This window comes from Bacillus cereus group sp. MYBK139-1 (assembly GCF_051916915.1).
Lineage (GTDB): Bacteria > Bacillota > Bacilli > Bacillales > Bacillaceae_G > Bacillus_A > Bacillus_A pacificus.
This window is the reverse complement of record NZ_JBQAHO010000001.1, coordinates 2,058,729-2,082,828: the sequence shown is the minus strand read 5'-3', so window position 1 is coordinate 2,082,828 and position 24,100 is coordinate 2,058,729. Positions and strand designations below refer to the sequence as shown.

The following is a 24,100-nucleotide window of genomic DNA, read 5'->3' as shown; positions in this document are numbered from 1 at the left end:
TGAATCTAAAAAGAAAAGAGAAAGACAGAGGAGGGACTTAATTGCTATGAATACCCCTGTTTCTGTAAACGAGAAGAAGGATTTTGTAAAATGGTTTTTGAATAATTACCAACTGAAACAGCGTGAATGTGTATGGATTTTGAATTATTTAATGAGTCACGACCAATTGATGCATAAAGTCCACTTCGTAGAGCATGCAAAATATTGTCCGCGTGGCTTAGTAATGTCCGCGAATTGTGTAAAAGATACACCGTTTCACTTTTTTAAACAAAATGTTATGACAACGGATGCTGAAAAGTCGTTTCATGATATTCGTTTAAATCGAGATGAGGATATTTATATTCAACTCAATTTTAAATCATCGTTTCAAAATGCCAACTATGTAGCTGTATTAGAAGAAAACCCGTATTTACCAAAGCACATTGAAGTAAATGAAAAAGATCGTTTACTTGCAGAAAGGTTTTTAGAAGAAAGTGTATTTTCTTTTAGAAGAGAACGTCTTCTAAAGCAAATTGATGAAGCGCTGGATAAGCAAGATAAGGAAGCGTTTCATAGGTTAACAGCGGAGTTAAAGATGTTATAGAATTCATTTGGTTTTATAAAATTTTACAAATTTCAGACTTTTTAAGAAAAACTACCTTAATATAGGTAGTTTTTCTTTTTTTACCTCTTTTAGTATGGTTTAATATATATAAAGTGAAAGTTCTGTCATTTACAGGTGAGGGAGGGAAGAAATTTGAAATGGATTGTAAAAGATGTGGAGCAGTTTGAGCAAGCAAGAGAATATGTAGATACGGGTGTTATACCACTTTTATCAATTTCAGCAGCAAAAGAAATGAAAACAGTAGTAGAACAAGGGGAATTTATCGAATTGTTGAGTATGGAGCTAGAAAGAGAATATAAAGGAAGAGTGCTTTTAATACCTGCATTTACGTATTTAGTAGAAAGTCAAAAAAACGAAAAAGGTCGTTTGCAAGAATGGACAAATCATTTGAAAAAGCAAGGTTTTAAGCATATTGCTTATGTTACAAGTGATTTTTCATGGAAAGAAGATATGCAAGAATTGCAGGGAGATTTATTTTGGTTTCCTTCATTAGCGTTAGAACAATTTAGTGATCAAGCGAAAAGAGAAGTGATTCATGCACATATAAAAAATATAATGGTAATGTTAGAAGAAAAATGGGGAAAACAGTAATAAACAGAAAGTTCTTATTATTATGAGTAGTATGATATTGACCTGTGCATGAGCGTATTATATCATGATAGTGTCCTAGTTTTTATTTTTTATATAATTTATCACGAGGGGACAATTTCTGATAGAGGGGGGAAATTTTCGTGAGCGAGAAAGAACATCGTGTGTCAAGAAGACAGTTTTTAAATTACACCCTTACAGGGGTAGGAGGCTTTATGGCAGCGGGTATTTTAATGCCGATGACGCGATTTGCGCTTGATCCGGTGTTAAGAAAAGAAGCGGGAACGGATATGGTTGCTGTTGCACAAGTAAAGGATATTACAACAGAGCCGAAACGTTTCGACTTTAAGGTGAAGCAGGTTGATGGTTGGTACAAGTCCGAAGAGCCAAAATCAGCTTGGGTTCATAAAGATGAAAGCGGAGACATTGTTGCGTTCTCTCCAGTATGTAAACATTTAGGATGTACGGTTAACTGGAATTCGGACAAAGCGCATCCGAATCAATTCTTTTGTCCATGTCACGGGGGCCGTTACACAAAAGACGGAATTAACATTAAAGGCACGCCGCCCCTTGCTCCACTTGATGTATACGAATCTAAAGTGAAAGATGGAACGTTGTATCTAGGAAAAGCGAAGCCAAGAGGGGGTGCAAAGTAGATGCTAAATAAAATTTATGATTGGGTAGATGAAAGGTTAGATATTACACCAATATGGCGTGATATCGCTGATCATGAAGTACCTGAACATGTAAACCCGGCACATCACTTTTCTGCATTCGTTTATTGCTTTGGCGGACTTACCTTTTTCGTTACTGTAATTCAAATTTTATCTGGAATGTTTTTGACGATGTATTATGTGCCTGATATTAAAAATGCTTGGGAATCGGTTTATTATTTGCAAAATGAAGTTGCATATGGGCAAATTGTTCGTGGTATGCACCACTGGGGTGCTAGTCTCGTAATTGTAATGATGTTTTTACATACACTTAGAGTTTTCTTCCAGGGTGCGTATAAAAAGCCTCGTGAGCTAAACTGGATTGTTGGTGTTCTTATTTTCTTTGTTATGTTAGGTCTTGGTTTTACCGGATATTTATTACCGTGGGATATGAAAGCGTTATTTGCTACGAAAGTAGGGATTCAAATTGCAGAGCAAACGCCGCTCATTGGTCCTTACATTAAAACATTACTCGCTGGTCATTCCGAAATTGTTGGCGCTCAAACATTAACTCGCTTCTTTGCTATTCACGTCTTCTTCTTACCAGCAGCACTTCTAGGTTTAATGGCCTTCCACTTCATCATGATTCGCAAACAAGGTATTTCCGGTCCACTATAAGAGATTGCTAAATTAAAGGGGAAAGAACTAAAGGAGGGAGATTATGCATCGCGGCAAAGGGATGAAGTTTGTAGGAGATTCTCGGGTACCAGTAGCTCGGAAACCAAACATTCCAAAAGACTATTCTGAATACCCAGGGAAAACAGAAGCATTTTGGCCGAACTTCTTGTTAAAAGAATGGATGGTTGGTGCAGTTTTTTTAATCGGTTATTTATGTTTAACAGTGGCGCATCCGTCACCGCTTGAAAGAATGGCGGATCCAACTGATGCTGGGTATATACCACTTCCAGATTGGTACTTCTTATTCTTGTATCAGTTATTAAAGTATTCTTATGCTTCTGGCTCATTTACTGTAATTGGAGCGTTCATTATGCCAGGGATTGCGTTTGGCGCATTACTGTTAGCTCCATTTCTTGATCGAGGCCCAGAAAGACGCCCATTGAAGCGTCCTGTAGCAACGGGATTTATGCTTTTAGCAATTGCATCGATTATCTTTTTAACTTGGGAATCTGTAGCACACCACGACTGGGAAGCTGCAAAAAAACAAGGAGCAATTGTAAAAACAGCACCAGTTGATAAAAATGATGACGGTTATAAATTAATGCAAAAAAATACTTGTTTAACATGTCACGGTGACAATTTACAGGGCGGGGCAGCAGCACCGGCACTGCAAAATTTAACTTTGAAGCCAGAAGAAATTGCTAAAATTGCGAAAGAGGGAAAAGGTTCCATGCCTAAAGGTGTATTTAAAGGTACAGATGAGGAGCTGAAGAAGCTTTCGGAATTCGTTGCAAAGTATAATAAAAAATAATAAAAAGCTGACTACAAAATTTGTAGTCAGCTTTTTATTTTGATGATAGAAAGTTTACTATATAATAGAGTAGAGTTTGATGAAAGAATGAAAGGTGTTGGACATACAGCTTGGTTTACTTGTATGCAATGTTAAGACAACGCTCCGTATTATTATTTTTATTAGTTGTTAACATATTAGGTACGATATACGGATTTATATGGTATGGAAATCAATTAAAAGAAACTTCACCTATATTTTGGCCGTTTGTACCCGATAGCCCTATGGCAAGTCTCTTTTTTGTCTTTGTTTTAATTGCTTTTTTAATAAAAAGAAATTGGGGATTAATAGAGGCGCTAGCGATTGTTACTTTAATAAAATATGGAATATGGGCTGTTGTTGTAAATGGGATTATGATCTATGTAAAAGGTCCTATTGGCTTTATCGGGTATATGTTAATGCTTTCACATTTTGCGATGGCAGTACAAGCAGTGCTATATGCACCGTTTTACCGTATAAAAAAATGGCATTTTGCGGTAGCAGCTATATGGACATTACATAACGATGCAATTGATTATTTGTTTTGGCAAATGCCGAGATACGGAATTATGCATTTGTTTGTAGGGGAAATTGGTTATTTTACGTTCTGGTTAAGCATTGCTGTGCTTTGTATGACATATTATTATTGCTTACGTGAGAATCGAAAACAGTTTTCTTTATAATCGTTAGAACATTAGGGGGAGAAAATGAAGAAAAATACGAGTGGTACAAAAATATTGGATCGATTGATTACGATAATTGTTTCATATAGCATAGCATTTTCTATATTTGCACTCGCAACAACGGCGGTTGTATACGGAAAATGGCTATATTATTTTGAAATTGATTTTTTAAACATTCCAGATTTAGCAGATATGACGAAGGATGATATTAAAAGAAATTATGATGTGCTTATCACATATTTATCTCCGTTTTATGACGGTGCATTACAGTTGCCCACATTAGATATGTCTACAAATGGTCGTATTCATTTTGTAGATGTTAAAAATATTTTAGTAAAGATACAATATGTAATGTATGCGACAATTATGATTGCAATAGTAGGCGGCATGTATTTATTAAAAAAGAAAAATGAAAAGTTTTTACTGCATGGATCGATTGTAACAATTATCTTTCCGATTGCGCTTGTGTTACCAATCGCTATTAATTTTGAAAAGAGTTTTGTATTATTCCATAAACTTTTATTCAGTAATGATTATTGGATGTTTGATATTGAAACGGATCCGATTATATTAATGTTACCAGAAGAGTTCTTTATGCATGCAGCGTGTGCTATTTTATTATTTATTTTATGTGGTAGCATAATTTGTTATAGCTTGTATAAATATTTTGTAAAAAAGAAAAGGATTTCAAAAGAAAAATTCTCTATCTAAAGAGAATTTTTTTGTTTGTAAAACGATAATATATTTTTCGGTCCAGTTCTGTTCTATTCTTGTCCAAATTAACATATTTTGTACTAGTAGTTATAGGGGGGACCGTGATGAAGAGAACATTAGTTGGATTGATAGCATTTCTAATTATAATGTTTCCGTTACGTATATATGCTGAAGAGTGGAGTGAACTAACAGGGTTGTTGGATGACTCATTACAATTAGTGAAGCGTAATGAAGATGAAAAAGCAGTACAAGTATTACAACATTTCTCGGAGCAGTTTGTTATAAAGGGGAATGAAAAGAAGCAAGAAGTAACGCCAGATCAAGTTAGAGTTATTTCTTTAGCTTACGACAACGCGAAACAATCTCTCGCGGAAGAAGATGTAAGTAAACAAGTTAAAATTGATAATGTGCTAGCACTGCAGCTCGCTGTTGATGCACAAGTATCGAAGTATCAACCACTTTGGATGGAAAGAGAAGGGAAAGTAATGGGTGCCTTTTCTCAAATGGAAAAAGCGATGACAAAAGAAGATACGGGACAGTTTCAACAAACGTTAAACACATTTTTACATGAATTTAATATTATTTATCCAAGCTTAATGATAGCCTTGCCAGAAAACGAAGTGCAGCGTGTAAATGCCCATTTATCTTATTTGGATGAATTTCGTAACGTTATGTTAAAAACGAAAGGTGGGCAAATGCAAGTAGGAATCATTAAGGGGGATTTGCAAAAAATATTTCATACAGTAAAAAAAGATGAAATTGCACCCTCTCTCATTTGGTTTATGACAATTACTGGAGGTCTTATTTTATTCACATTAACTTATGTTGGGTGGAGAAAGTATAAAGGAGAGAGAGAAAAAAGAAAAAGTAATGTACATTCTAAGAATAGATAATGTAATAAATAAAGATAAGGATTGTAAGTTTTATTCATTGACAATGGTGGCAGAAGAAAATAGAATGGGAAGTACTATAATTAAAACTTCAATGGAGGTTCAGAGATTCATGATGTTTTATTTAATTTACTTCGCGATCATTTTGATCATACCGTTGTATGCACAGTCAAAAGTACGTAGTGCCTATAGCAAGTATTCACAAGTTTATTCAACATCAGGTATGACAGGAGCGGAAGTGGCTCGGAAAATTTTAGATGAGAATGGATTATACAACGTAGCCGTTGAAGAAACACCAGGCCATTTATCAGACCATTATGATCCAACTGCAAAAACAGTTCGATTATCAACAGATAACTATTACGGTCATTCAGTTGCTGGTACAGCAGTTGCAGCACACGAAGTAGGACACGCAATTCAAGATGCAAAAGATTATAACTTTATGCGTATTCGTCATTCGTTAGTGCCAGTTGCAAACTTTGGATCGAATATTTCCTGGATATTTATTATGATTGGTATTTTTGCATCGATGGCTAACATGATATTTTTAGGTATCATTTTAATGGCAGCAGGTGTTGTGTTCCAACTTGTTACATTACCCGTTGAGTTTGATGCATCCAAGCGTGCAATGCAACAAATTGAAGCGTTAGGTATCGTATCAACAGATGAATATGGGCAAGCTCGTAAAGTATTAAATGCGGCAGCATTAACATATGTAGCAGCTGCAGCTGTAGCGGTATTTGAATTATTACGTCTCGTATTGATTTATACTGGTATGCAGCGTAGCGACGACTAAAGACTATCAATTATGATAGTCTTTTTTGTTGTGTGGATTGAATTATATAATGTATTACAAATAGAAATAATAGAAGTAATGCGGAAAGGCGGTGGGGGAAATGAAATATCCAGACCATTTAGTAAAACAAGTGAAAGAGCGTAGTGCTCCTTATCAATTAGAAGGTTTTTTAAGTGGACAAGGTCCTGAAAATCCTAAATTTATGTTGTTAGGAGAAGCGCCTGGTGAAACAGAAATTCATAATGGGATTCCGTTTAGCGGGAGGGCAGGAAAACAATTAATGGGTTTTTTAGAACGTATTCACGTTACAAGGGATGAAGTATATATTACGAGCGCTGTTCGGAGTAGACCTTATAAATGGCGAGAGAAAAAAGAACGAAATGGTGAAATCATACAAAAAAAGTATAATAGAATGCCAAATCAAGGAGAAATAGTTGCCCATGCGCCTTTGTTAGATTATGAATTAGGGAAAATAAATCCGAAGTTTATCGTCACGCTTGGCAATATCGGTCTTCAACGTTTAACAGGAAAAGATAAAAAAATTACAGACGTACACGGACAATTATTAAAACAGCCCATTCAAAAATTAAAGGATATGCAAAGTGCAGAGTTTACATGGTCAGAGAAAGAATATCATATTTTTCCGACATTCCACCCTGCTTCCATTTTTTATAATCGGAGCTTATTGGAGCTTATTTATGAGGATTTAGAAAAACTTAAGCGATATGTAATAAAAAACTAGAAAAGCTAAAAAGCTTTTCTAGTTGTGTTTACGTATGTAATGGATTTTTATTTTCATCCAATGTAAAACCTTCACCAACTACATCATGTACGTCACTTACAGCAACAAAGGCGTGAGGATCTACAGAAGTAATAATGTTTTTTAATTTCACAATTTCATTTTTAGCAACAACGCAATACAATACGTTCCGTTCCACTTTTGTATACGACCCAACAGCTTTTAAAAAGGTTGCTCCGCGCTCCATCTCAGATAAAATTTTGGCAGCAATTTCATCGTTTTTATCTGAGATAATTGTTGCTCCTTTTGCTGCATAGGCTCCTTCTTGCATAAAATCAATCACTTTCGCTCCGATAAAAACAGCAACTAACGTATACATACCCTCGCGATATGATAAATATGTAAGGATAGAGACGATAATGACGATAGCATCAAACATAAACATCGTTTTCCCCATACTCCAGCCAACATATTTATGAGCGAGTCTCGCGATAATATCTACACCGCCAGTAGTTCCGCCGTATTTAAATATGATCCCAAGACCGATACCAATAAATGCTCCGGCGAATAAAGCGGCGAGTGTCATATCGTTTTGTAAGTTTACATGTAAGTTGAGAACGTCGTAACGCTGAAAAATCCATAGAAATAAAGATACGCTAAAGGTGCCGATTAGTGTATATATAAATGTCGTTCTTCCAAGTAACTTCCAACCAATAAAAAATATAGGGATATTTAAAAGTAAGTTTGAATAAGAAGGGTCAAACTTAAATAGAAAATACAATAATAGTGTAATACCGGTAAATCCACCTTCTGCAAGGTGATTTTCAATATTGATATTCACAATACCGAAAGAAAAAATAGCGGAACCGATTAAAATGAAAATGATATTTCGAATCTTCAAATTTGATGTCATATAGAAATCCCCCTAATTATGTAAATGGCATTGCTCCGCTGAAACGGTAAAACATAATGATAAGTAATTTCTCGTTGCTAGTGAAAATAGTAAAGGCTATAAAAAAATGATTGGCTTAGGCTGATCTTTTGCAAAAATCGCAAAAGAAGTTTCACTTTACCCCGTTCCAACGGCTGGTAGGAGATAAAGCAAGGAGGCAGTGAAAACCAGCCGTAGGAACCCGATTGGTTTAGGCTGATCTTTTGCCAAAAATGCAAAAGAAAGTTTCACTTTATTATAATCTTTCCCAAAAAGGGTCGCAAATAGGTGTTTGGCGGGGAATAATATTTGTCAAATCGCGATGAATTGGCTAACATGAAAGAGGAAGGATTAGAGGTGAATTGTATGGAAGCGAAAACGATGAAGGATATGCAGAAAGAAGTAGATGCATATATTGGTCAGTTTAAAGAAGGTTATTTCAGTCCACTTGCAATGATGGCTCGTTTAACAGAAGAAATGGGGGAGCTTGCAAGAGAGGTTAATCATTATTATGGTGAGAAACCGAAGAAAACAACTGAAACAGAACGTAGTATTGAAGAAGAGCTTGGAGATGTATTATTTGTTATGATTTGTATGGCAAATAGTTTAAATATTGATTTAGAAACAGCACATAACATTGTAATGAATAAATTTAATACTCGCGATAAAGATCGCTGGACACGTATTGATGAGGGAGAGAAAGAATAATGAAAGAAATTAAAGTAATTATCGCTGGACCAAGAGGACGTATGGGACATGAAGCAGTTCTTCTTATGGAAAGAACGGAACATTTTAATTTAGTAGCAGCAGTGGATTATAAGCATGGTGGAGAGAAAATCTCTGATTTACCTGGAATGCCAGCGTTAGATACACCTATTTACCCGGATTTACATACTTGTTTAGAGGAAGTAGAAGCAGATGTGTTGTTAGATTTAACAACGCCAGAAGTTGGAAAACAACACGTTACACTAGCAGTTGAGCGTGGACTTCGTTCTGTTATTGGTACAACTGGATTTACAGAAGAAGAGCTAAAACAATTAACCGAGACTGCAAAAGAAAAAGCAGTAGGAACAATTATCGCTCCAAACTTTGCAATTGGTGCAGTTCTTATGATGAAATTTTCACAAATGGCAGCGAAGTACTTCCAAGATGTTGAAGTAATTGAATTGCATCATGATCAAAAATTAGATGCACCATCTGGTACTGCGGTAAAAACAGTAGAATTGATTCGTCAAAATCGTGAATCAAAGCAGCAAGGTCATCCGAATGAAGTAGAGCAACTAAAAGGAGCTCGTGGTGCGAACGTAGACGGTATTCACATTCATAGTGTACGTTTACCAGGACTTATTGCACACCAAGAAGTAATGTTTGGTGGAGACGGACAAATGTTAACAGTTCGTCATGATTCATTCAATCGTGCATCATTTATGTCTGGTGTAAAACTATCAATTGAGACAGTAATGAATCTAGATCATCTTGTGTACGGTTTAGAAAATATTATCGACTAAAGGGGAGACAACGGATGAAAATTGCCTTAATCGCACATGACAAAAAGAAAAATGACATGGTTTCGTTTGCATACGCATATAAACCAATTTTTGAACAACATGAATTATTTGCAACAGGAACGACAGGGCTTCGTATTATGGAAGCGACCGGTTTAGTTGTAACAAGATATCAATCTGGTCCTCTTGGCGGCGATCAAGAAATTGGTGCAATGATTGCAAAAAATGATTTAGACATGGTAATTTTCTTCCGCGATCCATTAACAGCACAGCCGCATGAACCGGATGTGAATGCATTGCTTCGTTTATGTGATGTATATGCAATTCCACTTGCAACGAATATGGCAAGTGCTGAAATGTTAATGCACGCATTAGAGCGAGGAGATTTAGATTACCGCAAGTTAAGAAAATGAGGGGAACAATTATGAGTGGATTACATATATTAGCGTTTGGTGCTCATGCCGATGATGTTGAAATCGGCATGGCTGGTACCATTGCTAAATATACGAAGCAAGGGTATGAAGTAGGTATTTGTGATTTAACAGAAGCTGATCTTTCTTCTAATGGAACGATAGAGTTAAGAAAAGAAGAAGCAAAGGCGGCAGCTCGTATAATGGGAGTAAAAACGAGACTAAATTTAGCGATGCCAGACCGTGGTTTGTATATGAAAGAAGAGTATATACGTGAAATTGTAAAAGTAATTCGTACATATAAACCAAAACTAGTTTTTGCACCGTATTATGAAGATCGTCATCCAGATCATGCAAATTGTGCAAAACTTGTGGAAGAAGCTATTTTTTCAGCGGGAATTCGCAAATATATGCCAGAGGTTCCACCACATCGTGTGGAGTCTTTTTATCATTATATGATTAATGGTTTTCATAAACCGAATTTTTGTATAGATATTAGTGAATACGTATCGCAAAAAGTGGAAGCACTAGAAGCGTATGAAAGTCAGTTTTCAACAGGGAGTGATGGTGTGAAAACACCGTTAACAGAAGGTTATGTTGAAACTGTAGTCGCTCGTGAGAAAATGTTTGGAAAAGAAGTTGGAGTCTTATATGCCGAAGGATTTATGAGTAAGAAACCGGTTTTATTACATGCTGATTTAATAGGGGGATGTAAATGAAATTAAAAATAGGTATTACATGTTATCCTTCTGTAGGTGGTTCTGGTGTTGTTGGAACAGAATTAGGAAAGCAATTAGCGGAACGCGGGCATGAAATTCATTTTATTACATCGGGTTTACCATTCCGGTTAAATAAAGTGTATCCAAACATTTACTTTCATGAAGTAACGGTAAATCAATACTCTGTATTTCAATATCCACCGTACGATTTAGCGTTAGCGAGTAAAATGGCAGAGGTTGCACAAAGAGAAAACCTAGACATTTTACATGTGCATTACGCAATACCACATGCCATTTGTGCTTATTTAGCAAAACAAATGATTGGAGAGCGTATTAAAATTGTTACAACCTTGCATGGTACAGATATTACTGTGTTAGGTTCCGACCCTTCGTTAAATAATTTAATTCGTTTTGGCATTGAGCAATCCGATGTTGTGACGGCTGTCTCCCATTCATTAATTAACGAAACGCATGAGCTTGTAAAACCAAATAAAGACATTCAAACGGTATATAACTTTATAGACGAACGTGTATATTTCAAGCGTGATATGACTCAATTAAAGAAAGAATACGGTATAAGTGAAAGTGAAAAGATACTCATTCATATTTCAAATTTCCGTAAAGTGAAACGTGTGCAAGATGTTGTTCAGGCATTTGCTAAAATTGTTACAGAAGTAGATGCGAAGTTGCTTCTTGTTGGAGATGGACCGGAATTTTGCACGATTTTACAGTTGGTGAAAAATTTACATATTGAAGATCGCGTCTTATTCTTAGGGAAGCAAGATAATGTTGCAGAGTTACTTGCGATGAGTGATTTAATGTTACTTCTATCAGAGAAAGAGAGTTTTGGTCTTGTTTTATTAGAAGCGATGGCGTGTGGTGTACCTTGTATCGGAACAAGGGTTGGAGGTATTCCAGAAGTCATTCAACATGGTGAAACAGGATATTTATGTGAAGTTGGCGATACGACGGGAGTGGCAAATCAAGCCATTCAGTTATTAAAGGATGAAGAACTTCACCGTAATATGGGAGAGCGAGCAAGAGCAAGTGTTTACGAGCAGTTCCGCTCTGAAAAAATCGTCTCACAATATGAAACGATTTACTATGATGTACTAAGGGATGACAAAAATGAAAAGATTTAAAAAAGCTAGTTCTATTATTGAGACTTTAAAGCAACAAGGGCATGAGGCCTACTTTGTCGGCGGAAGCGTACGCGATCTTATTATCGATAGGCCGATTGGAGATATTGATATTGCGACATCTGCTTTACCAGAAGAAGTGATGGCTATATTTCCAAGACATGTTCCTGTTGGTCTTGAGCATGGAACTGTAATTGTAGTAGAAAATGGTGAACCTTATGAGGTAACCACGTTTCGAACAGAGAGCGAATATGAAGATTTTCGAAGACCTAGTAGTGTTCAATTTGTTCGTTCATTAGAAGAGGATTTAAAACGTCGTGATTTCACAATGAATGCAATTGCCATGACAGAAGAAGGCGAAATGGTTGATTTATTTGCTGGACAGGAAGCGATTCAAAAGAGAGAAATTGTGACAGTGGGAAATGCTGCGGATCGTTTTCAAGAAGATGCCCTGCGAATGATGCGTGGTATTCGGTTCGTAAGTACGTTAGGTTTTTCTTTAGAGACGAAAACGAAACAAGCAATTGAAACATATGGACATTTGCTGGAACATATAGCAATTGAGAGAATTACAGTGGAGTTTGAAAAACTGTTAACTGGCACATATTGTGTGAAGGCTCTCAAAGAATTAGTAGAAACGAAACTATTTTCTCATCTACCATATTTACAGATGTCAGAAGAGAGATTGTTAAAAGCTACGCAGTATAACTGGGATTCTTTTGAAACAGACATTGAGGCATGGGCCTTTTTCTTATATTGTATCGGGGAAGAACATCCAGCTGTCTTTTTACGTCAATGGAAGTTTTCGAATAAAAAAATAAAAGATATCGTCGCAGTTTTATTAACAGTCCGTAAGAGAAAGGAGAAGGATTGGGATACAGTTCTTCTTTATAAAACGGGAATTCATATAGCTGAAATGGCAGAAAGAGTATATGAAGCGATGATTGAAAGCTATGATCATACATCTGTGAAACGAGTACAAACGTTGTTTCAAGCATTGCCAATCAAGAGTCGACAAGAGATGAATGTAACTGGGAATGATTTGTTAAACTGGGCAAGTAAAAAGCCAGGTCCGTGGGTTGCTGAAATGATTCAAAAAATTGAAGAAGCAATCGTACAAGGAAATGTAGTGAATGAGAAAGAGTGTATAAGGGAGTGGCTGCAAGAATGCAATCTACTATAAGAAAGCAGTTATTGCAAGTTTTTTCAGAAGCGGATGGCGAGTTTGTATCTGGTCAAACGATTAGTGATAAACTTGGTTGCTCAAGAACTGCTGTGTGGAAACATATGGAGGACCTTCGGAATGAGGGGTATGAACTTGAAGCTGTGCGTCGATTAGGCTATCGAATTGCAAGTAAGCCAGACAAAGTGACTGCGAATGAAATTCAGTTAGGGTTACAAACGAAACATATTGGTAGAACAGTGTATTTTGAAGAGTCTGTTGAATCGACGCAGTATATTGCAGCAAAACTTGCTTATGAAGGTGCAGAAGAAGGAACGATTGTTGTGGCAGAAGAACAAACAGCGGGTAGAGGTCGTTTAAGCAGAAAATGGCATTCACCAAAAGGAACAGGAATTTGGATGAGTATTATTTTACGTCCATCAATCCCGGTTCATCATGCACCACAACTTACTTTGTTAGCCGCTGTTAGCGTTGCGCAAGCAATTGAAAAGTGCACAGGTGTAAACGTAGGAATAAAATGGCCGAATGATATTTTAATTCAGGGGAAAAAAGCTGTAGGTATATTAACAGAAATGCAAGCTGATCCTGATAAAATTAATGCTGTCATTATGGGTATTGGTATTAATGCGAATCAAAAGCAAGAACATTTTGATGAGGAAATTCAGCATATTGCTACTTCTTTAGCGATTGAATCTGGTAAGCCAATTGTTCGTGCGGAGCTTATGCAACAAATCTTTTTACAACTAGAAAAATTATATGAAGAGTATTTACAAAATGGTTTCTCTGTCATTAAAATTCTTTGGGAAAGTTACGCTGTGAGTATCGGGAAAGAAATTAACGCTCGAACGATGAGAGAGACAATTACAGGGATAGCAAAAGGAATTACAGAGGATGGTGTATTGCTTCTAGAAGATCATGAAGGAAAAGTACATCACATTCATTCTGCGGATATCGAAATTAAGTAAAAGAAGTTCCTCTTTTGGAACTTCTTTTTTATTTCAATATTTTTGAAATGAGTTTGCGGTGCGATAATGAATTTTTTAGTATTTACTTGTCATTTGACGATTACTTTTCCCTCCATTCCTTTAAGAAGGTGATACCGGCATATTAATTCATATGTACCAGTATTTTTAGGTTTCACGGTAATATTTTTTTCTTTTCCTGACTCGACTACGACGTCAATGCCGAGTTTTTTTACTGTAAAGGTGTGCTCGCTCTTGCCTTTATTTTTCAATAGCAATGTTGTTGATTCTTCAATTGGAATCGTGATGACGTTCGGTTTAAAGTAATCATCGTTTAGCTCGACTTCAATCACTTTGGCAGACTCAACAGGTTGTGTTACGACGTTAACTGAGGCAAATACATTGAGGGAATTTAAAGTTGTTACTCCCACAAGCATCACAAGAAAACCGATGAATCGAAATAACCATGTGCTTATAGACATTAGCAATTCTCCTTTTGTAAGTATGTTTCCTCAATTAACCTGCATCATTATTTTAAGAGTTATACTATGTATGTAAACAAATCTGTTTATCTTTCTATGCATGCGTTATTTAAAAATTTCACATACCGTAATAAGGATAAAAATTATTTTTTCAAAAAAATGTAGTAATTCCTTTTTAGAGTTTGCTATAATTAGTTCGAATGTGGGCAGTATCAGAGCGAACTGCACCATAATTCGAAGCAATACGAAAAATAATAACTTGGATTCTGCCTTGATCCAATAACGGACTGGGACAGAGGGATGAATAATGCCGACTAACACACAACCCTTCTGCCCTTTTATGGCCAGAGGGGTTTTTTATATGATTTCGGCCATCTCCTCTCTCCTGTATAAAGGAGGAGTAGTTTTTGAAAACAAAAACAGATTTTTTGAAAATGAAAGAGCAAGGTGAGCCGATTACAATGCTAACGGCGTATGATTATCCATCTGCTAAGTTAGCAGAAGAAGCGGAAGTTGATATGATTCTAGTTGGAGATTCCCTTGGGATGGTTGTGCTCGGCTATGATTCAACAGTACCTGTAACAGTAGAGGATATGATTCATCATACGAAAGCTGTACGCCGAGGAGCGAAAGAGACGTTTATTGTAACTGATATGCCATTTATGTCGTATCATGTGTCGCCTCAAGATACGATGGTGAATGCACGCCGCATCGTTCAAGAGAGTGGTGCTCATGCACTGAAGGTAGAAGGTGCAGGAGAAGTGATATCAACTATTCATTACTTGACGAGTGCGGGAATTCCTGTCGTGGCACACTTAGGCTTAACTCCTCAATCTGTAGGAGTGTTAGGTGGCTATAAAGTACAAGGAAAAGATGCTGAAAGTGCAAAAAAATTAATAGAAGATGCGAAGAGATGTGAGGAAGCTGGTGCGATAGCACTTGTATTAGAATGTGTGCCGATGCAGCTAGCAGAATTCATTTCGAAGCAACTAACAATTCCAACGATTGGAATTGGAGCAGGACAAAAAGTGGATGGGCAAGTACTCGTTTATCATGATCTTATCTCATATGGCGTAAAGCGTGTTCCGAAATTTGTGAAGCAATATACGTCTGTTCAAGAGGAGATTGTGCGAGGGATTTCACAATACGTTACTGAAGTAAAGACAGGTCAATTTCCGGAAGAAAAACATTCATTCACAATGAAAGAGGAAGAATGTTTAGCGTTATACGGAGGAAAACAATAATGAAAATCGTAACTACAGTACAAGAGATGCAGCAAATTACAAACGAACTACGTGCCAGTGGAAAAAGTATTGGTTTTGTCCCAACGATGGGCTATTTACATGAAGGTCATGCGACTTTATTACGTAAGGCAAGAGAAGAAAATGAAATTGTAGTTTTAAGCGTGTTTGTTAATCCGCTACAGTTTGGACCAAATGAAGATTTAGATCGATACCCTCGTGATATTGATAGAGATGAAAGTGTAGCAAAAGAAAACGGTGTAGATTATTTATTTTATCCGAGCGTAGAAGAAATGTATCCAGCAGAACAAACGACAACAGTAGAAGTTGTGAAGCGTACCGATGTGTTATGCGGAAAGCAAAGACCTGGTCATTTCGCTGGTGTTGCGACTGTACTAATGAAACTATTTAATATTACATTGCCAACACGTGCTTATTTCGGTATGAAAGATGCACAGCAAGTTGCTGTCATTGAAGGATTTGTCGCTGATTTTAATATTCCGGTTACAATCGTACCGGTGGATATTGTAAGGGAAGAAGATGGATTAGCCAAAAGTTCTCGTAACGTGTATTTATCACAAGAAGAGCGTGAAGAGGCTCCTCATTTATACCGCAGTCTATGTATAGCGAAAGAAAGAATTGAGGCAGGAGAACGTAATGCAGAAATCATTACAACTCTTGTGAAAGAGTATATTGAGACGTATACGAAAGGCACTGTAGATTATGCTGATTTATATACGTATCCTTCACTACAAGTAGTGGATAAAATTGAAGGACGAATCATTTTAGCAATTGCAGTTAAATTTGAAAATGTACGATTAATTGACAATATAACATTAACGGTTAAATAAGGGGGAGCATCTATGTTTCGCACAATGATGAGAGCGAAGTTACATCGCGCAACAGTAACAGAAGCAAATTTAAATTATGTAGGTAGTATTACAATTGATGAAGATTTAATGGATGCAGTAAATATTGTAGAAAACGAAAAAGTCCAAATTGTAAATAATAATAATGGTGCTCGCTTAGAGACATATGTTATTAAAGGAGAACGTGGTAGCGGTGTTGTTTGTTTGAATGGTGCAGCTGCAAGGCTTGTACAGCCAGGAGATAAAGTTATTATTATTTGCTACGGTCTAGTGGCAGAAGAAAATATTCATAAACAAGAGCCGAAAATTGCAGTATTAGACGATAATAATCAAATTATTGAAATGTTAGGTGCTGAAAAAGCGGGCACGATATTATAAGTAAGAAGGCTATCTCTATTACGGAGATAGCTTTTTTGTGCATCTTTTCATTAAGATGAGATAAAACGTGGTATAGTAACATTATATAATTTTCTGTTTGATAGGTAAGAAATTGAGGTGTTACATATATGAGTAAGCGTTATGTCGTTGTCGATTTAGAAACGACAGGGAACTCCTGGAAGGATGGGAAAGATAAAATTACCCAAATTGCAGCTGTTGTAGTGGAAGATGGAGAGATATTAGAGATTTTTTCATCTTTTATTAATCCGAAGAGAGAGATTCCACCATTTATTACAGAGTTAACAGGGATTGATGAGAGTATGGTTAAGCAAGCCCCGTTATTTCAAGATGTAGCCCCGATGGTTGTTGAGCTATTACAAGGTGCAGCTTTCGTTGCACATAATGTTCACTTTGATTGGAATTTTTTAACGGAAGAATTAAGGCAGGCTGGATATACAGAAATACATTGCCCAAAAGTTGATACAGTTGAGTTGGCGCAAATTCTTTTGCCAACGGCTGATAGTTATAAATTACGTGATTTAGCTAAACAACACGAATTAGAGCATGATCAACCGCATCGTGCGGATAGTGATGCTCTTGCAACAGCGGAATTGTTTTTACAATTTTTAAATGAAATTGAGAAGTTACCCCTTGTCACCTTGCAATCGCTTTATGAATTGAGCGATGTTTTTCAAAGTGATATAGCGGATGTACTTTCTGAAAATATTTTAAAGAAAATGATGCATGGTAAAAAAGGCGCAGAGGGATATGAAGTATATCGAAATATTGCACTTCGAAAACGGAATTATTCTTTAAACCTAAGTGAAACATGTGCATTTAAATTTGATGCTTTCTTGCATAAGACAATTGCTAAACTTGAGTTGAATATGCCAAAGTTTGAAAAAAGAGAAAGCCAACAGAGTATGATGAAGGAAATATATACAGCGCTAAGAGATTCTAGGTTTTCACTAATTGAAGCAGGAACAGGAACAGGGAAGACTCTTGCATATTTGCTTCCAAGTATTTATTTTGCAAAGAAAAAAGAAGAACCTGTCATCATAAGTACCCAAACTGTACAATTGCAACAACAAATACTAGAAAAAGAAATTCCATTATTACAGAAAATAATGCCATTTTCATTTGAAGTAGCTCTTCTGAAAGGAAGAAAGCATTATCTTTGTCTACATAAATTTGAATATGCTTTGCAAGAAGAAGAGAAGAATTATGATATGGCGCTCACGAAGGCAAAAATTTTAGTGTGGTTATTGCAAACGGAAACGGGCGATCGTGATGAATTAAATATTCCTGAGGGCGGAAAGTTACTTTGGAACCGGATTTGTAGTGATGTACATAGTCCGGGTGGGATGCAAAGCAACTGGTATAGTCGTTGTTTTTATCAACGAGCAAAGAATAAAGCATTATTTGCAGATATCGTTATTACAAATCATGCGTTATTATTTCAAGATTTTTCAAGTGAGGAACCATTGTTTGCTTCGTGTGAACATATTATTTTTGACGAGGCTCATCATATTGAGGAAGCGGCGAGTAGAACATTAGGTGAACAGTTCTCCTGTATGTATTTCCAGCTAGTTTTATCTCGTCTTGGTACGCTAGAAACAGATGATGTACTTTCTAAAGTATATAAAATGATGAAAAAAACAGAACAAGCCTCCCGTTCGACTTTCCGCATGGTAAGTCATAGTTTGAAGGAATTGAAATTTGATGCGGATGAGCTATTCCAAATGTTACGTGCATTCATCTTTAAACAAACAAAGCAGGAACAAGGGATCAGCAATATGCCACTCATTTATCGATATAACACGGAAGTAGAAAAAGGCAAGTTATGGGATAGTATTACCGAGTTAACAAATCGTTTTGTATATGATGTAAGAAAATTACTCTCTACACTTGAGAAGCAAGTTGATATATTGCAAAGTAAATTAGAATGGGAAATGCATGTTGTTACAGGTGAATTTATGCATTTAATTGAGTTATTGAGAAAGATGGCGCAATCTTTACAAGTGCTCATTTTAGAAAAAAATTCATATGTGACATGGATGGAAACTGAAACGAAGGGAACCATTCATTCAACTGTTTTATATGGGCAACCTGTTCATATTGGTGAAAGATTTGCTGATGAATTTTTAACAGAGAAAAAGAGTGTTATTTTCACATCAGCAACGCTAACAGTAAACGATTCATTTGACTATATAAAAGAAGAGCTAGGCTTACATGATTTTGCTCCAAATACATTACAGGTCCCATCACCATTCCGTTTTGAAGAACAGATGAAATTAATGGTTTCAACGGATGTGCCTTTTATTAAGCAAGCAAGTAATGAAGAATATATTGAATCTGTGTCGGCTCATATTGCAAAAATAGCGAAAGCTACAGAAGGTAGAATGCTTGTTTTGTTCACTTCGTATGAAATGTTGAAAGAAGCGTATACGAATTTGAAAAATGATGAGGAATTAGAAGGCTATTTATTATTAACGCAAAGTGTGAATAATAAGAGCAGAAGTCGTCTCATTCGTAAGTTTCAAGAGTTTGATAAATCAATTTTATTAGGAACAAGTAGTTTTTGGGAAGGGATAGATATACCTGGAGATGCCCTTAGTTGTCTTGTTATTGTCCGCCTTCCCTTTACGCCTCCTCATCAACCGATGATGGAAGCAAAAGGAGAGTGGTTAAAAAATCAAGGAGAGGACGTATTCGCTAAGTTAGCACTCCCGCAAGCAATACTGCGTTTCAAACAAGGATTTGGTCGTCTTATTAGAACAAGTACAGATACCGGGACGGTGTTTGTATTAGATCGTCGTTTGACAAGCGCTTCCTATGGAAAACGTTTTTTACAATCAATTCCAACTGTTCCGCTTTATGAAGGCCCTCTAGAAGAATTGTTAGAACAATTAAAGGAACGGCCAACTGAATAAAGTGGGATAAAATTGGAAGAAAAAATACGCCTGAAGTGCATGTAAACTTCAGGCGTAAAAAATGTGGGTAGGAGGAATTTTATTTTTCTTACTTCTTGTATACAAAATGTATTGGTTTTCGACTTGAAACCTTTTTTTGCTGTACATGTCCTGCTATAATAGATGGGTGATGAAGCAGGGGTTGTAAAGAATGTACTCTTATTGTAACCGCATTGCGTTCTTCTATAATTAGAAATTTTTGTGTAACGGAGGAGTTTTTTCATGGATAAGAAAATCGAAGTCCTATCAACGACGCGTATTAAATATTCATCTGACTTGTATAAAATCGTTGATAGTTTGAATCGTACGTTAAAAGAGCAGGACCTCATGTTCGGATTAGCATTAGACGAAAAAGATAAAGAAACAGCTGTATTTACGATTTACAGAACGTAGTGATACAATGAAAAAGTGGATCTTTGCAATCGTTATCGTAATCGTTGCTAGCGGAATATATGGGGCGTATGTTTATAATAAAGCAATGGAAAAGAAAATCCCTAAAGAGGCAAAATCTGTAGAAATTGCAAAAGAAAAAGCAAAGCTTGTAAAAGTAAAATCTGTGGATTATTATAACGGAGAATCTTCATATACAGTCGTACAAGGTACAGATGAAAAAGGAGAACAACTTATCGTTTGGGTGCCTGAGAAAAAAGGGGAAACTATAGTAAGGAAAAAGAGTGAAGGTATTTCTGAAAAAGAGGCTTTACAAAGAACGATTGAACAAGTCGGAGATGACAGTAAAGAGCACAAAAGTAAGCCTAAAGAAATTTTAAAAGTAAAATTAGGCTTTGAAAACAATATACCATTATGGGAAGTTACATATATTGATGATGAAAATCGTTATAGTTATTACTATCTTGCATTTAAAGATGGTCAGTTTTTACGACGATACAGCATTGAAAAATAGATGTAGGGGGAACTACAAATGAAATTAGCAAAGCGAGTAGCTGCTTTAACACCATCTGCAACTTTAGAAATTACAGCAAAGGCACAAGCATTAAAAGCAGAAGGCCATGATGTAATTGGATTAGGGGCAGGAGAACCTGACTTTAATACGCCAGAACATATTATGGATGCTGCACATAAAGCGATGTTAGAAGGACATACGAAGTATACACCAACAGGTGGGTTACAAGCGTTAAAACAAGAAATTGTGAAGAAGTTTACTCGCGATCAAGGAATTGCGTATGATCCGTCTGAAATTATTGTATGTAACGGCGCAAAGCATGCATTATATACATTATTCCAAGTGTTACTTGATGAAGGTGATGAAGTTATCATCCCTACGCCATACTGGGTAAGTTATCCGGAACAAGTAAAGCTTGCTGGTGGTAAGCCAGTTTATGTAGAAGGCCTTGAAGATAATGAATACAAAATTACAGCGAAGCAGCTGCGTGAGGCAATTACAGAGAAAACGAAAGCAGTTATTATTAATTCACCGAGCAATCCAACAGGAATGATTTACAGCAAAGAAGAATTACAACAGCTTGGAGAAGTATGTTTAGAACACAATATTTTAATCGTTTCAGATGAAATTTATGAGAAATTAATTTATGGTGGAGCAGAATATACTTCGGTTGCCCAGCTTTCTAATGCATTAAAAGAACAAACACTTATTATTAATGGTGTATCTAAATCTCATTCTATGACAGGATGGCGTATTGGATATGCAGCAGGAAATAAGCAGCTTATTAAAGCGATGACGAACTTAGCGAGTCATAGTACGTCAAACCCTACTTCAATCGCTCAATACGGCGCAATCGCGGCATATGCAGGCTCACAAGAACCTGTAGAAACAATGCGTCAAGCATTTGAAGAGAGATTAAACATTATTTATGATAAATTAATTCAAATCCCTGGCTTTACTTGCATTAAACCACAAGGTGCATTTTACTTATTCCCTAATGTAAAAGAAGCAGTAGCTTTATCAGGATACGAAACTGTTGATGATTGGGCAAAAGCTCTATTAGAAGAGGAAAAAGTAGCTCTTGTACCAGGTACAGGATTTGGTGCTCCAAATAACGTTCGTTTATCATATGCGACATCTCTTGAACAAGTGGAGAAAGCATTAGAACGTATTCATACGTTTATGAAAAGTAAAGTGCAAGCTTAATTGTATATTTTATTAATGTAATACAAAAAACCTTCCTACATAATAGGGAGGTTTTTTTGACGAATTGTGGCAAAAAGAAATAGCGAAAGGTGTGTTATACTAGAGAGCGAGGTGTTTGGTGATGAAAAAGAAAATGATGTTACAGTGGTTTGAGCAGGGAAGCATTGCAATTCCAAAATTACTTATGATGCATTATAAAAAATTAGGGTTAAATGAAACGGAATTTATGGTTGTACTTCATGTACATACATTTTTAGAATCGGGCAATTCGTTTCCGACTCCGTCAGAGATTTCAGAACGGATGACGATTACCGAAATGAAATGTATGGAAGTTATTCAGGCATTGATTCAAAAAGGCTTTTTATCACTAGAAGGTGGACAAAAATCAGAAGCGATGATGTGTGAAAGTTATTCTTTACAACCGCTATGGGAAAAAATATTGCATTTCTTAATGAATGAATCAATAGAGGAAGAACAAAAAGAAATAAAGCAATTGCAAGTAAATTTATATACAGTATTTGAAAAAGAATTTGGAAGACCACTTTCTCCATTTGAATGTGAAACGTTGGGAATGTGGGAAGATCAAGATCAACATCATCCGAATTTAATTCAAGCGGCCCTCAGGGAAGCTGTAATGAGTGGTAAGCTTAATTTCCGATATATTGATCGTATTTTATTTGAATGGAAAAAGAATGGTATTAAAACAGTAGATCAAGCCCAAAACCAAGGACGGAAATTTAGAGCAAATCAACAACGAACGCAGCAAACGACAAAACAAGAGACGAAATTTACTGGAAAAGTGCCTTTTTATAATTGGTTGGAGCAGTAATGTAGGAGGAAATATATGTTAAATAAAACGCAAATTCGCTATTGTTTAGACACAATGGCGGATATGTATCCAGAAGCACATTGCGAATTAATTCATGATAATCCGTTTGAACTAGTAATCGCGGTAGCATTATCTGCACAATGTACAGATGCACTTGTAAATAAAGTGACGAAAAATTTATTTCAAAAATATAAAACACCAGAAGATTATTTAAGTGTTTCTCTAGAAGAATTACAACAAGATATACGTTCTATTGGATTGTATAGAAATAAAGCAAAAAACATTCAAAAATTGTGCAGAATGTTATTAGATGATTACAATGGGGAAGTGCCGAAAGATCGAGATGAGCTTACGAAGTTACCAGGAGTAGGTCGAAAAACAGCAAACGTAGTTGTTTCGGTAGCGTTTGGTATTCCGGCAATTGCTGTTGATACGCATGTAGAGAGAGTGAGTAAACGGTTAGCGATTTGTAGGTGGAAAGATTCGGTGTTAGAAGTAGAAAAGACATTAATGAAGAAAATTCCGATGGATGAATGGAGCGTTACACATCACCGTATGATTTTCTTTGGACGTTATCACTGTAAAGCGCAGCGACCACAATGTGAAGAGTGCCCTTTACTAGAAGTGTGTCGTGAAGGAAAGAAGCGAATGAAGGGGAAATAAAGGATGGAGCGAGTGATAGAAATACCGAGAGAATTTCGGTGCTTACCATTTTTTAAAGAAAGTATAAATTCGATTGCGTATTATACAGAACAGTCTTTTGAAGAAACAGTACAAAATACTTATTTTATATATGATATGGAAAGACAATATGAGCCGTGGAATGAAATTGAAAAAAGTATTCCTGTAATGTTGAATGTATGGAAAAATAAGCATGAGGACATTGCTACTTTATTTCGAAACAGAAAGAAGCAAGAAGCTGAAGGTCCGATGATTCTTTTTGCAGCACATTTATTATCAATTGTATATTGGCTAAATGAGCAACCTGTTCATAGTTTGAATAAAATAGAAGATTTTACGAGTGAATTGGAAGTGCAACCAGTTAATTTTATAGAGCGATATTCGTTCATTATAAAGAAACCGAATAATTATCATTCTTATATTCAGTTAGCGCAGTTGTATATTGAAATAGAAAAGCTATATGTAAAGAAAATGATAACAAAAAAGAAGTCCTGTTCTCGTTAAGAGAAAGGACT

At 36.1% G+C, this 24,100-nt stretch carries 29 protein-coding genes; 27 read left to right on the top strand and 2 right to left on the bottom strand.

Annotation, left to right across the window (positions count from 1 at the left end):
* Window positions 1–46 precede the first annotated feature (46 nt).
* The 10 genes from ACTFRS_RS10625 to ACTFRS_RS10580 all read left to right on the top strand — a co-directional run bounded on the left by ACTFRS_RS10625 (window position 47) and on the right by ACTFRS_RS10580 (window position 7,177).
* On the top strand, window positions 47–583 hold the full coding sequence (locus ACTFRS_RS10625; RefSeq protein WP_001095923.1) for a ReoY family proteolytic degradation factor: 537 nt from the start codon (window positions 47–49) through the stop codon (window positions 581–583).
* A 153-nt stretch (window positions 584–736) separates the two neighbouring features.
* A complete protein-coding gene (locus ACTFRS_RS10620; protein WP_139868063.1) occupies window positions 737–1,195 on the top strand; it encodes a YpiF family protein in 459 nt (152 codons plus the stop codon).
* A 140-nt stretch (window positions 1,196–1,335) separates the two neighbouring features.
* The gene (gene qcrA / locus ACTFRS_RS10615) at window positions 1,336–1,848 is read left to right on the top strand and encodes a menaquinol-cytochrome c reductase iron-sulfur subunit (RefSeq protein WP_001290418.1); all 513 of its coding nucleotides are present in this window, start codon (window positions 1,336–1,338) and stop codon (window positions 1,846–1,848) included.
* Entirely contained in the window at window positions 1,849–2,523 is a 675-nt protein-coding gene (gene qcrB, locus ACTFRS_RS10610; protein ID WP_000932700.1) for a menaquinol-cytochrome c reductase cytochrome b subunit, read from the top strand.
* A gap of 43 nt (window positions 2,524–2,566) precedes the next feature.
* Complete coding sequence (qcrC, locus tag ACTFRS_RS10605; RefSeq protein ID WP_000554603.1) at window positions 2,567–3,334, top strand: menaquinol-cytochrome c reductase cytochrome b/c subunit; 768 nt, start codon at window positions 2,567–2,569, stop codon at window positions 3,332–3,334.
* A gap of 110 nt (window positions 3,335–3,444) precedes the next feature.
* Window positions 3,445–4,035, top strand: a complete 591-nt coding sequence (locus tag ACTFRS_RS10600; protein ID WP_000262825.1) for a DUF1405 domain-containing protein — start codon at window positions 3,445–3,447, stop codon at window positions 4,033–4,035.
* Between the two features lie 24 nt (window positions 4,036–4,059).
* Window positions 4,060–4,746, top strand: coding sequence for a lipoprotein intramolecular transacylase Lit (gene lit / locus ACTFRS_RS10595; protein WP_049113561.1), 687 nt, complete (start codon window positions 4,060–4,062; stop codon window positions 4,744–4,746).
* Between the two features lie 107 nt (window positions 4,747–4,853).
* Window positions 4,854–5,642, top strand: coding sequence for a sporulation protein YpjB (gene ypjB, locus ACTFRS_RS10590; RefSeq protein WP_139868058.1), 789 nt, complete (start codon window positions 4,854–4,856; stop codon window positions 5,640–5,642).
* Window positions 5,643–5,754: 112 nt separating this feature from the next.
* Entirely contained in the window at window positions 5,755–6,435 is a 681-nt protein-coding gene (locus ACTFRS_RS10585; RefSeq protein ID WP_000499536.1) for a zinc metallopeptidase, read from the top strand.
* Between the two features lie 100 nt (window positions 6,436–6,535).
* A complete protein-coding gene (locus ACTFRS_RS10580) occupies window positions 6,536–7,177 on the top strand; it encodes a uracil-DNA glycosylase (RefSeq protein ID WP_440023629.1) in 642 nt (213 codons plus the stop codon).
* Between the two features lie 28 nt (window positions 7,178–7,205).
* Here the strand turns inward: ACTFRS_RS10580 and ACTFRS_RS10575 are convergent, their stop codons facing one another.
* Entirely contained in the window at window positions 7,206–8,087 is an 882-nt protein-coding gene (locus ACTFRS_RS10575) for a YitT family protein (protein WP_139868055.1), read from the bottom strand.
* Window positions 8,088–8,471: 384 nt separating this feature from the next.
* Between ACTFRS_RS10575 and ACTFRS_RS10570 the strand changes: the two genes are divergently transcribed.
* Genes ACTFRS_RS10570 through ACTFRS_RS10540 form a run of 7 tightly spaced genes read left to right on the top strand, consistent with a single transcriptional unit; the run spans window position 8,472 to window position 14,026 of the window.
* Window positions 8,472–8,813, top strand: coding sequence for a nucleotide pyrophosphohydrolase (locus ACTFRS_RS10570; RefSeq protein WP_001992677.1), 342 nt, complete (start codon window positions 8,472–8,474; stop codon window positions 8,811–8,813).
* Complete coding sequence (gene dapB / locus ACTFRS_RS10565; RefSeq protein ID WP_139868054.1) at window positions 8,813–9,613, top strand: dihydrodipicolinate reductase; 801 nt, start codon at window positions 8,813–8,815, stop codon at window positions 9,611–9,613. The genes ACTFRS_RS10570 and dapB overlap by 1 nt, the downstream gene beginning before the upstream one ends.
* 14 nt (window positions 9,614–9,627) lie before the next feature.
* Window positions 9,628–10,023, top strand: a complete 396-nt coding sequence (gene mgsA, locus ACTFRS_RS10560) for a methylglyoxal synthase (RefSeq protein ID WP_000684765.1) — start codon at window positions 9,628–9,630, stop codon at window positions 10,021–10,023.
* Between the two features lie 11 nt (window positions 10,024–10,034).
* The gene (gene bshB1 / locus ACTFRS_RS10555; protein WP_000015666.1) at window positions 10,035–10,739 is read left to right on the top strand and encodes a bacillithiol biosynthesis deacetylase BshB1; all 705 of its coding nucleotides are present in this window, start codon (window positions 10,035–10,037) and stop codon (window positions 10,737–10,739) included.
* A complete protein-coding gene (gene bshA, locus ACTFRS_RS10550; RefSeq protein ID WP_087951864.1) occupies window positions 10,736–11,881 on the top strand; it encodes an N-acetyl-alpha-D-glucosaminyl L-malate synthase BshA in 1,146 nt (381 codons plus the stop codon). The genes bshB1 and bshA overlap by 4 nt, the downstream gene beginning before the upstream one ends.
* A complete protein-coding gene (locus ACTFRS_RS10545; protein WP_242293739.1) occupies window positions 11,868–13,061 on the top strand; it encodes a CCA tRNA nucleotidyltransferase in 1,194 nt (397 codons plus the stop codon). Before bshA ends, ACTFRS_RS10545 begins: the two co-directional genes overlap by 14 nt.
* Window positions 13,046–14,026, top strand: a complete 981-nt coding sequence (locus tag ACTFRS_RS10540; RefSeq protein WP_016717023.1) for a biotin--[acetyl-CoA-carboxylase] ligase — start codon at window positions 13,046–13,048, stop codon at window positions 14,024–14,026. Before ACTFRS_RS10545 ends, ACTFRS_RS10540 begins: the two co-directional genes overlap by 16 nt.
* An 89-nt stretch (window positions 14,027–14,115) precedes the next feature.
* On the opposite strand, the gene ACTFRS_RS10535 is transcribed toward ACTFRS_RS10540, so the two are convergent.
* On the bottom strand, window positions 14,116–14,505 hold the full coding sequence (locus ACTFRS_RS10535; protein WP_048551610.1) for a cupredoxin domain-containing protein: 390 nt from the start codon (window positions 14,503–14,505) through the stop codon (window positions 14,116–14,118).
* A gap of 407 nt (window positions 14,506–14,912) precedes the next feature.
* On the opposite strand from ACTFRS_RS10535, the gene panB reads away from it, so the two are divergent.
* The 10 genes from panB to ACTFRS_RS10485 all read left to right on the top strand — a co-directional run bounded on the left by panB (window position 14,913) and on the right by ACTFRS_RS10485 (window position 24,089).
* Entirely contained in the window at window positions 14,913–15,749 is an 837-nt protein-coding gene (panB, locus tag ACTFRS_RS10530) for a 3-methyl-2-oxobutanoate hydroxymethyltransferase (RefSeq protein ID WP_016717024.1), read from the top strand.
* A complete protein-coding gene (panC, locus tag ACTFRS_RS10525) occupies window positions 15,749–16,597 on the top strand; it encodes a pantoate--beta-alanine ligase (protein WP_139868048.1) in 849 nt (282 codons plus the stop codon). Before panB ends, panC begins: the two co-directional genes overlap by 1 nt.
* 12 nt (window positions 16,598–16,609) lie before the next feature.
* Window positions 16,610–16,993 carry an aspartate 1-decarboxylase gene (gene panD, locus ACTFRS_RS10520; RefSeq protein WP_000490177.1) on the top strand — a complete coding sequence of 128 codons (384 nt, stop codon included), beginning with the start codon at window positions 16,610–16,612 and terminating at the stop codon, window positions 16,991–16,993.
* Between the two features lie 128 nt (window positions 16,994–17,121).
* Entirely contained in the window at window positions 17,122–19,926 is a 2,805-nt protein-coding gene (gene dinG, locus ACTFRS_RS10515; protein ID WP_139868046.1) for an ATP-dependent DNA helicase DinG, read from the top strand.
* A 261-nt stretch (window positions 19,927–20,187) separates the two neighbouring features.
* A complete protein-coding gene (locus ACTFRS_RS10510; protein ID WP_000358352.1) occupies window positions 20,188–20,358 on the top strand; it encodes a YpmA family protein in 171 nt (56 codons plus the stop codon).
* Window positions 20,359–20,365: 7 nt separating this feature from the next.
* Window positions 20,366–20,869 (top strand): cell wall elongation regulator TseB-like domain-containing protein, encoded by a 504-nt coding sequence (locus tag ACTFRS_RS10505; RefSeq protein ID WP_014893172.1) that lies wholly within the window; start codon window positions 20,366–20,368, stop codon window positions 20,867–20,869.
* Window positions 20,870–20,887: 18 nt separating this feature from the next.
* Window positions 20,888–22,075 (top strand): aspartate transaminase AspB, encoded by a 1,188-nt coding sequence (aspB, locus tag ACTFRS_RS10500; protein WP_000761548.1) that lies wholly within the window; start codon window positions 20,888–20,890, stop codon window positions 22,073–22,075.
* Window positions 22,076–22,196: 121 nt separating this feature from the next.
* Window positions 22,197–22,904: a DNA replication protein DnaD gene (gene dnaD / locus ACTFRS_RS10495; RefSeq protein WP_000728540.1), complete on the top strand. Its 708-nt coding sequence runs from the start codon at window positions 22,197–22,199 to the stop codon at window positions 22,902–22,904.
* Window positions 22,905–22,919: 15 nt separating this feature from the next.
* On the top strand, window positions 22,920–23,567 hold the full coding sequence (gene nth, locus ACTFRS_RS10490; protein ID WP_000933025.1) for an endonuclease III: 648 nt from the start codon (window positions 22,920–22,922) through the stop codon (window positions 23,565–23,567).
* A 3-nt stretch (window positions 23,568–23,570) separates the two neighbouring features.
* Entirely contained in the window at window positions 23,571–24,089 is a 519-nt protein-coding gene (locus ACTFRS_RS10485; RefSeq protein ID WP_439194478.1) for a YpoC family protein, read from the top strand.
* Window positions 24,090–24,100: the final 11 nt, after the last annotated feature.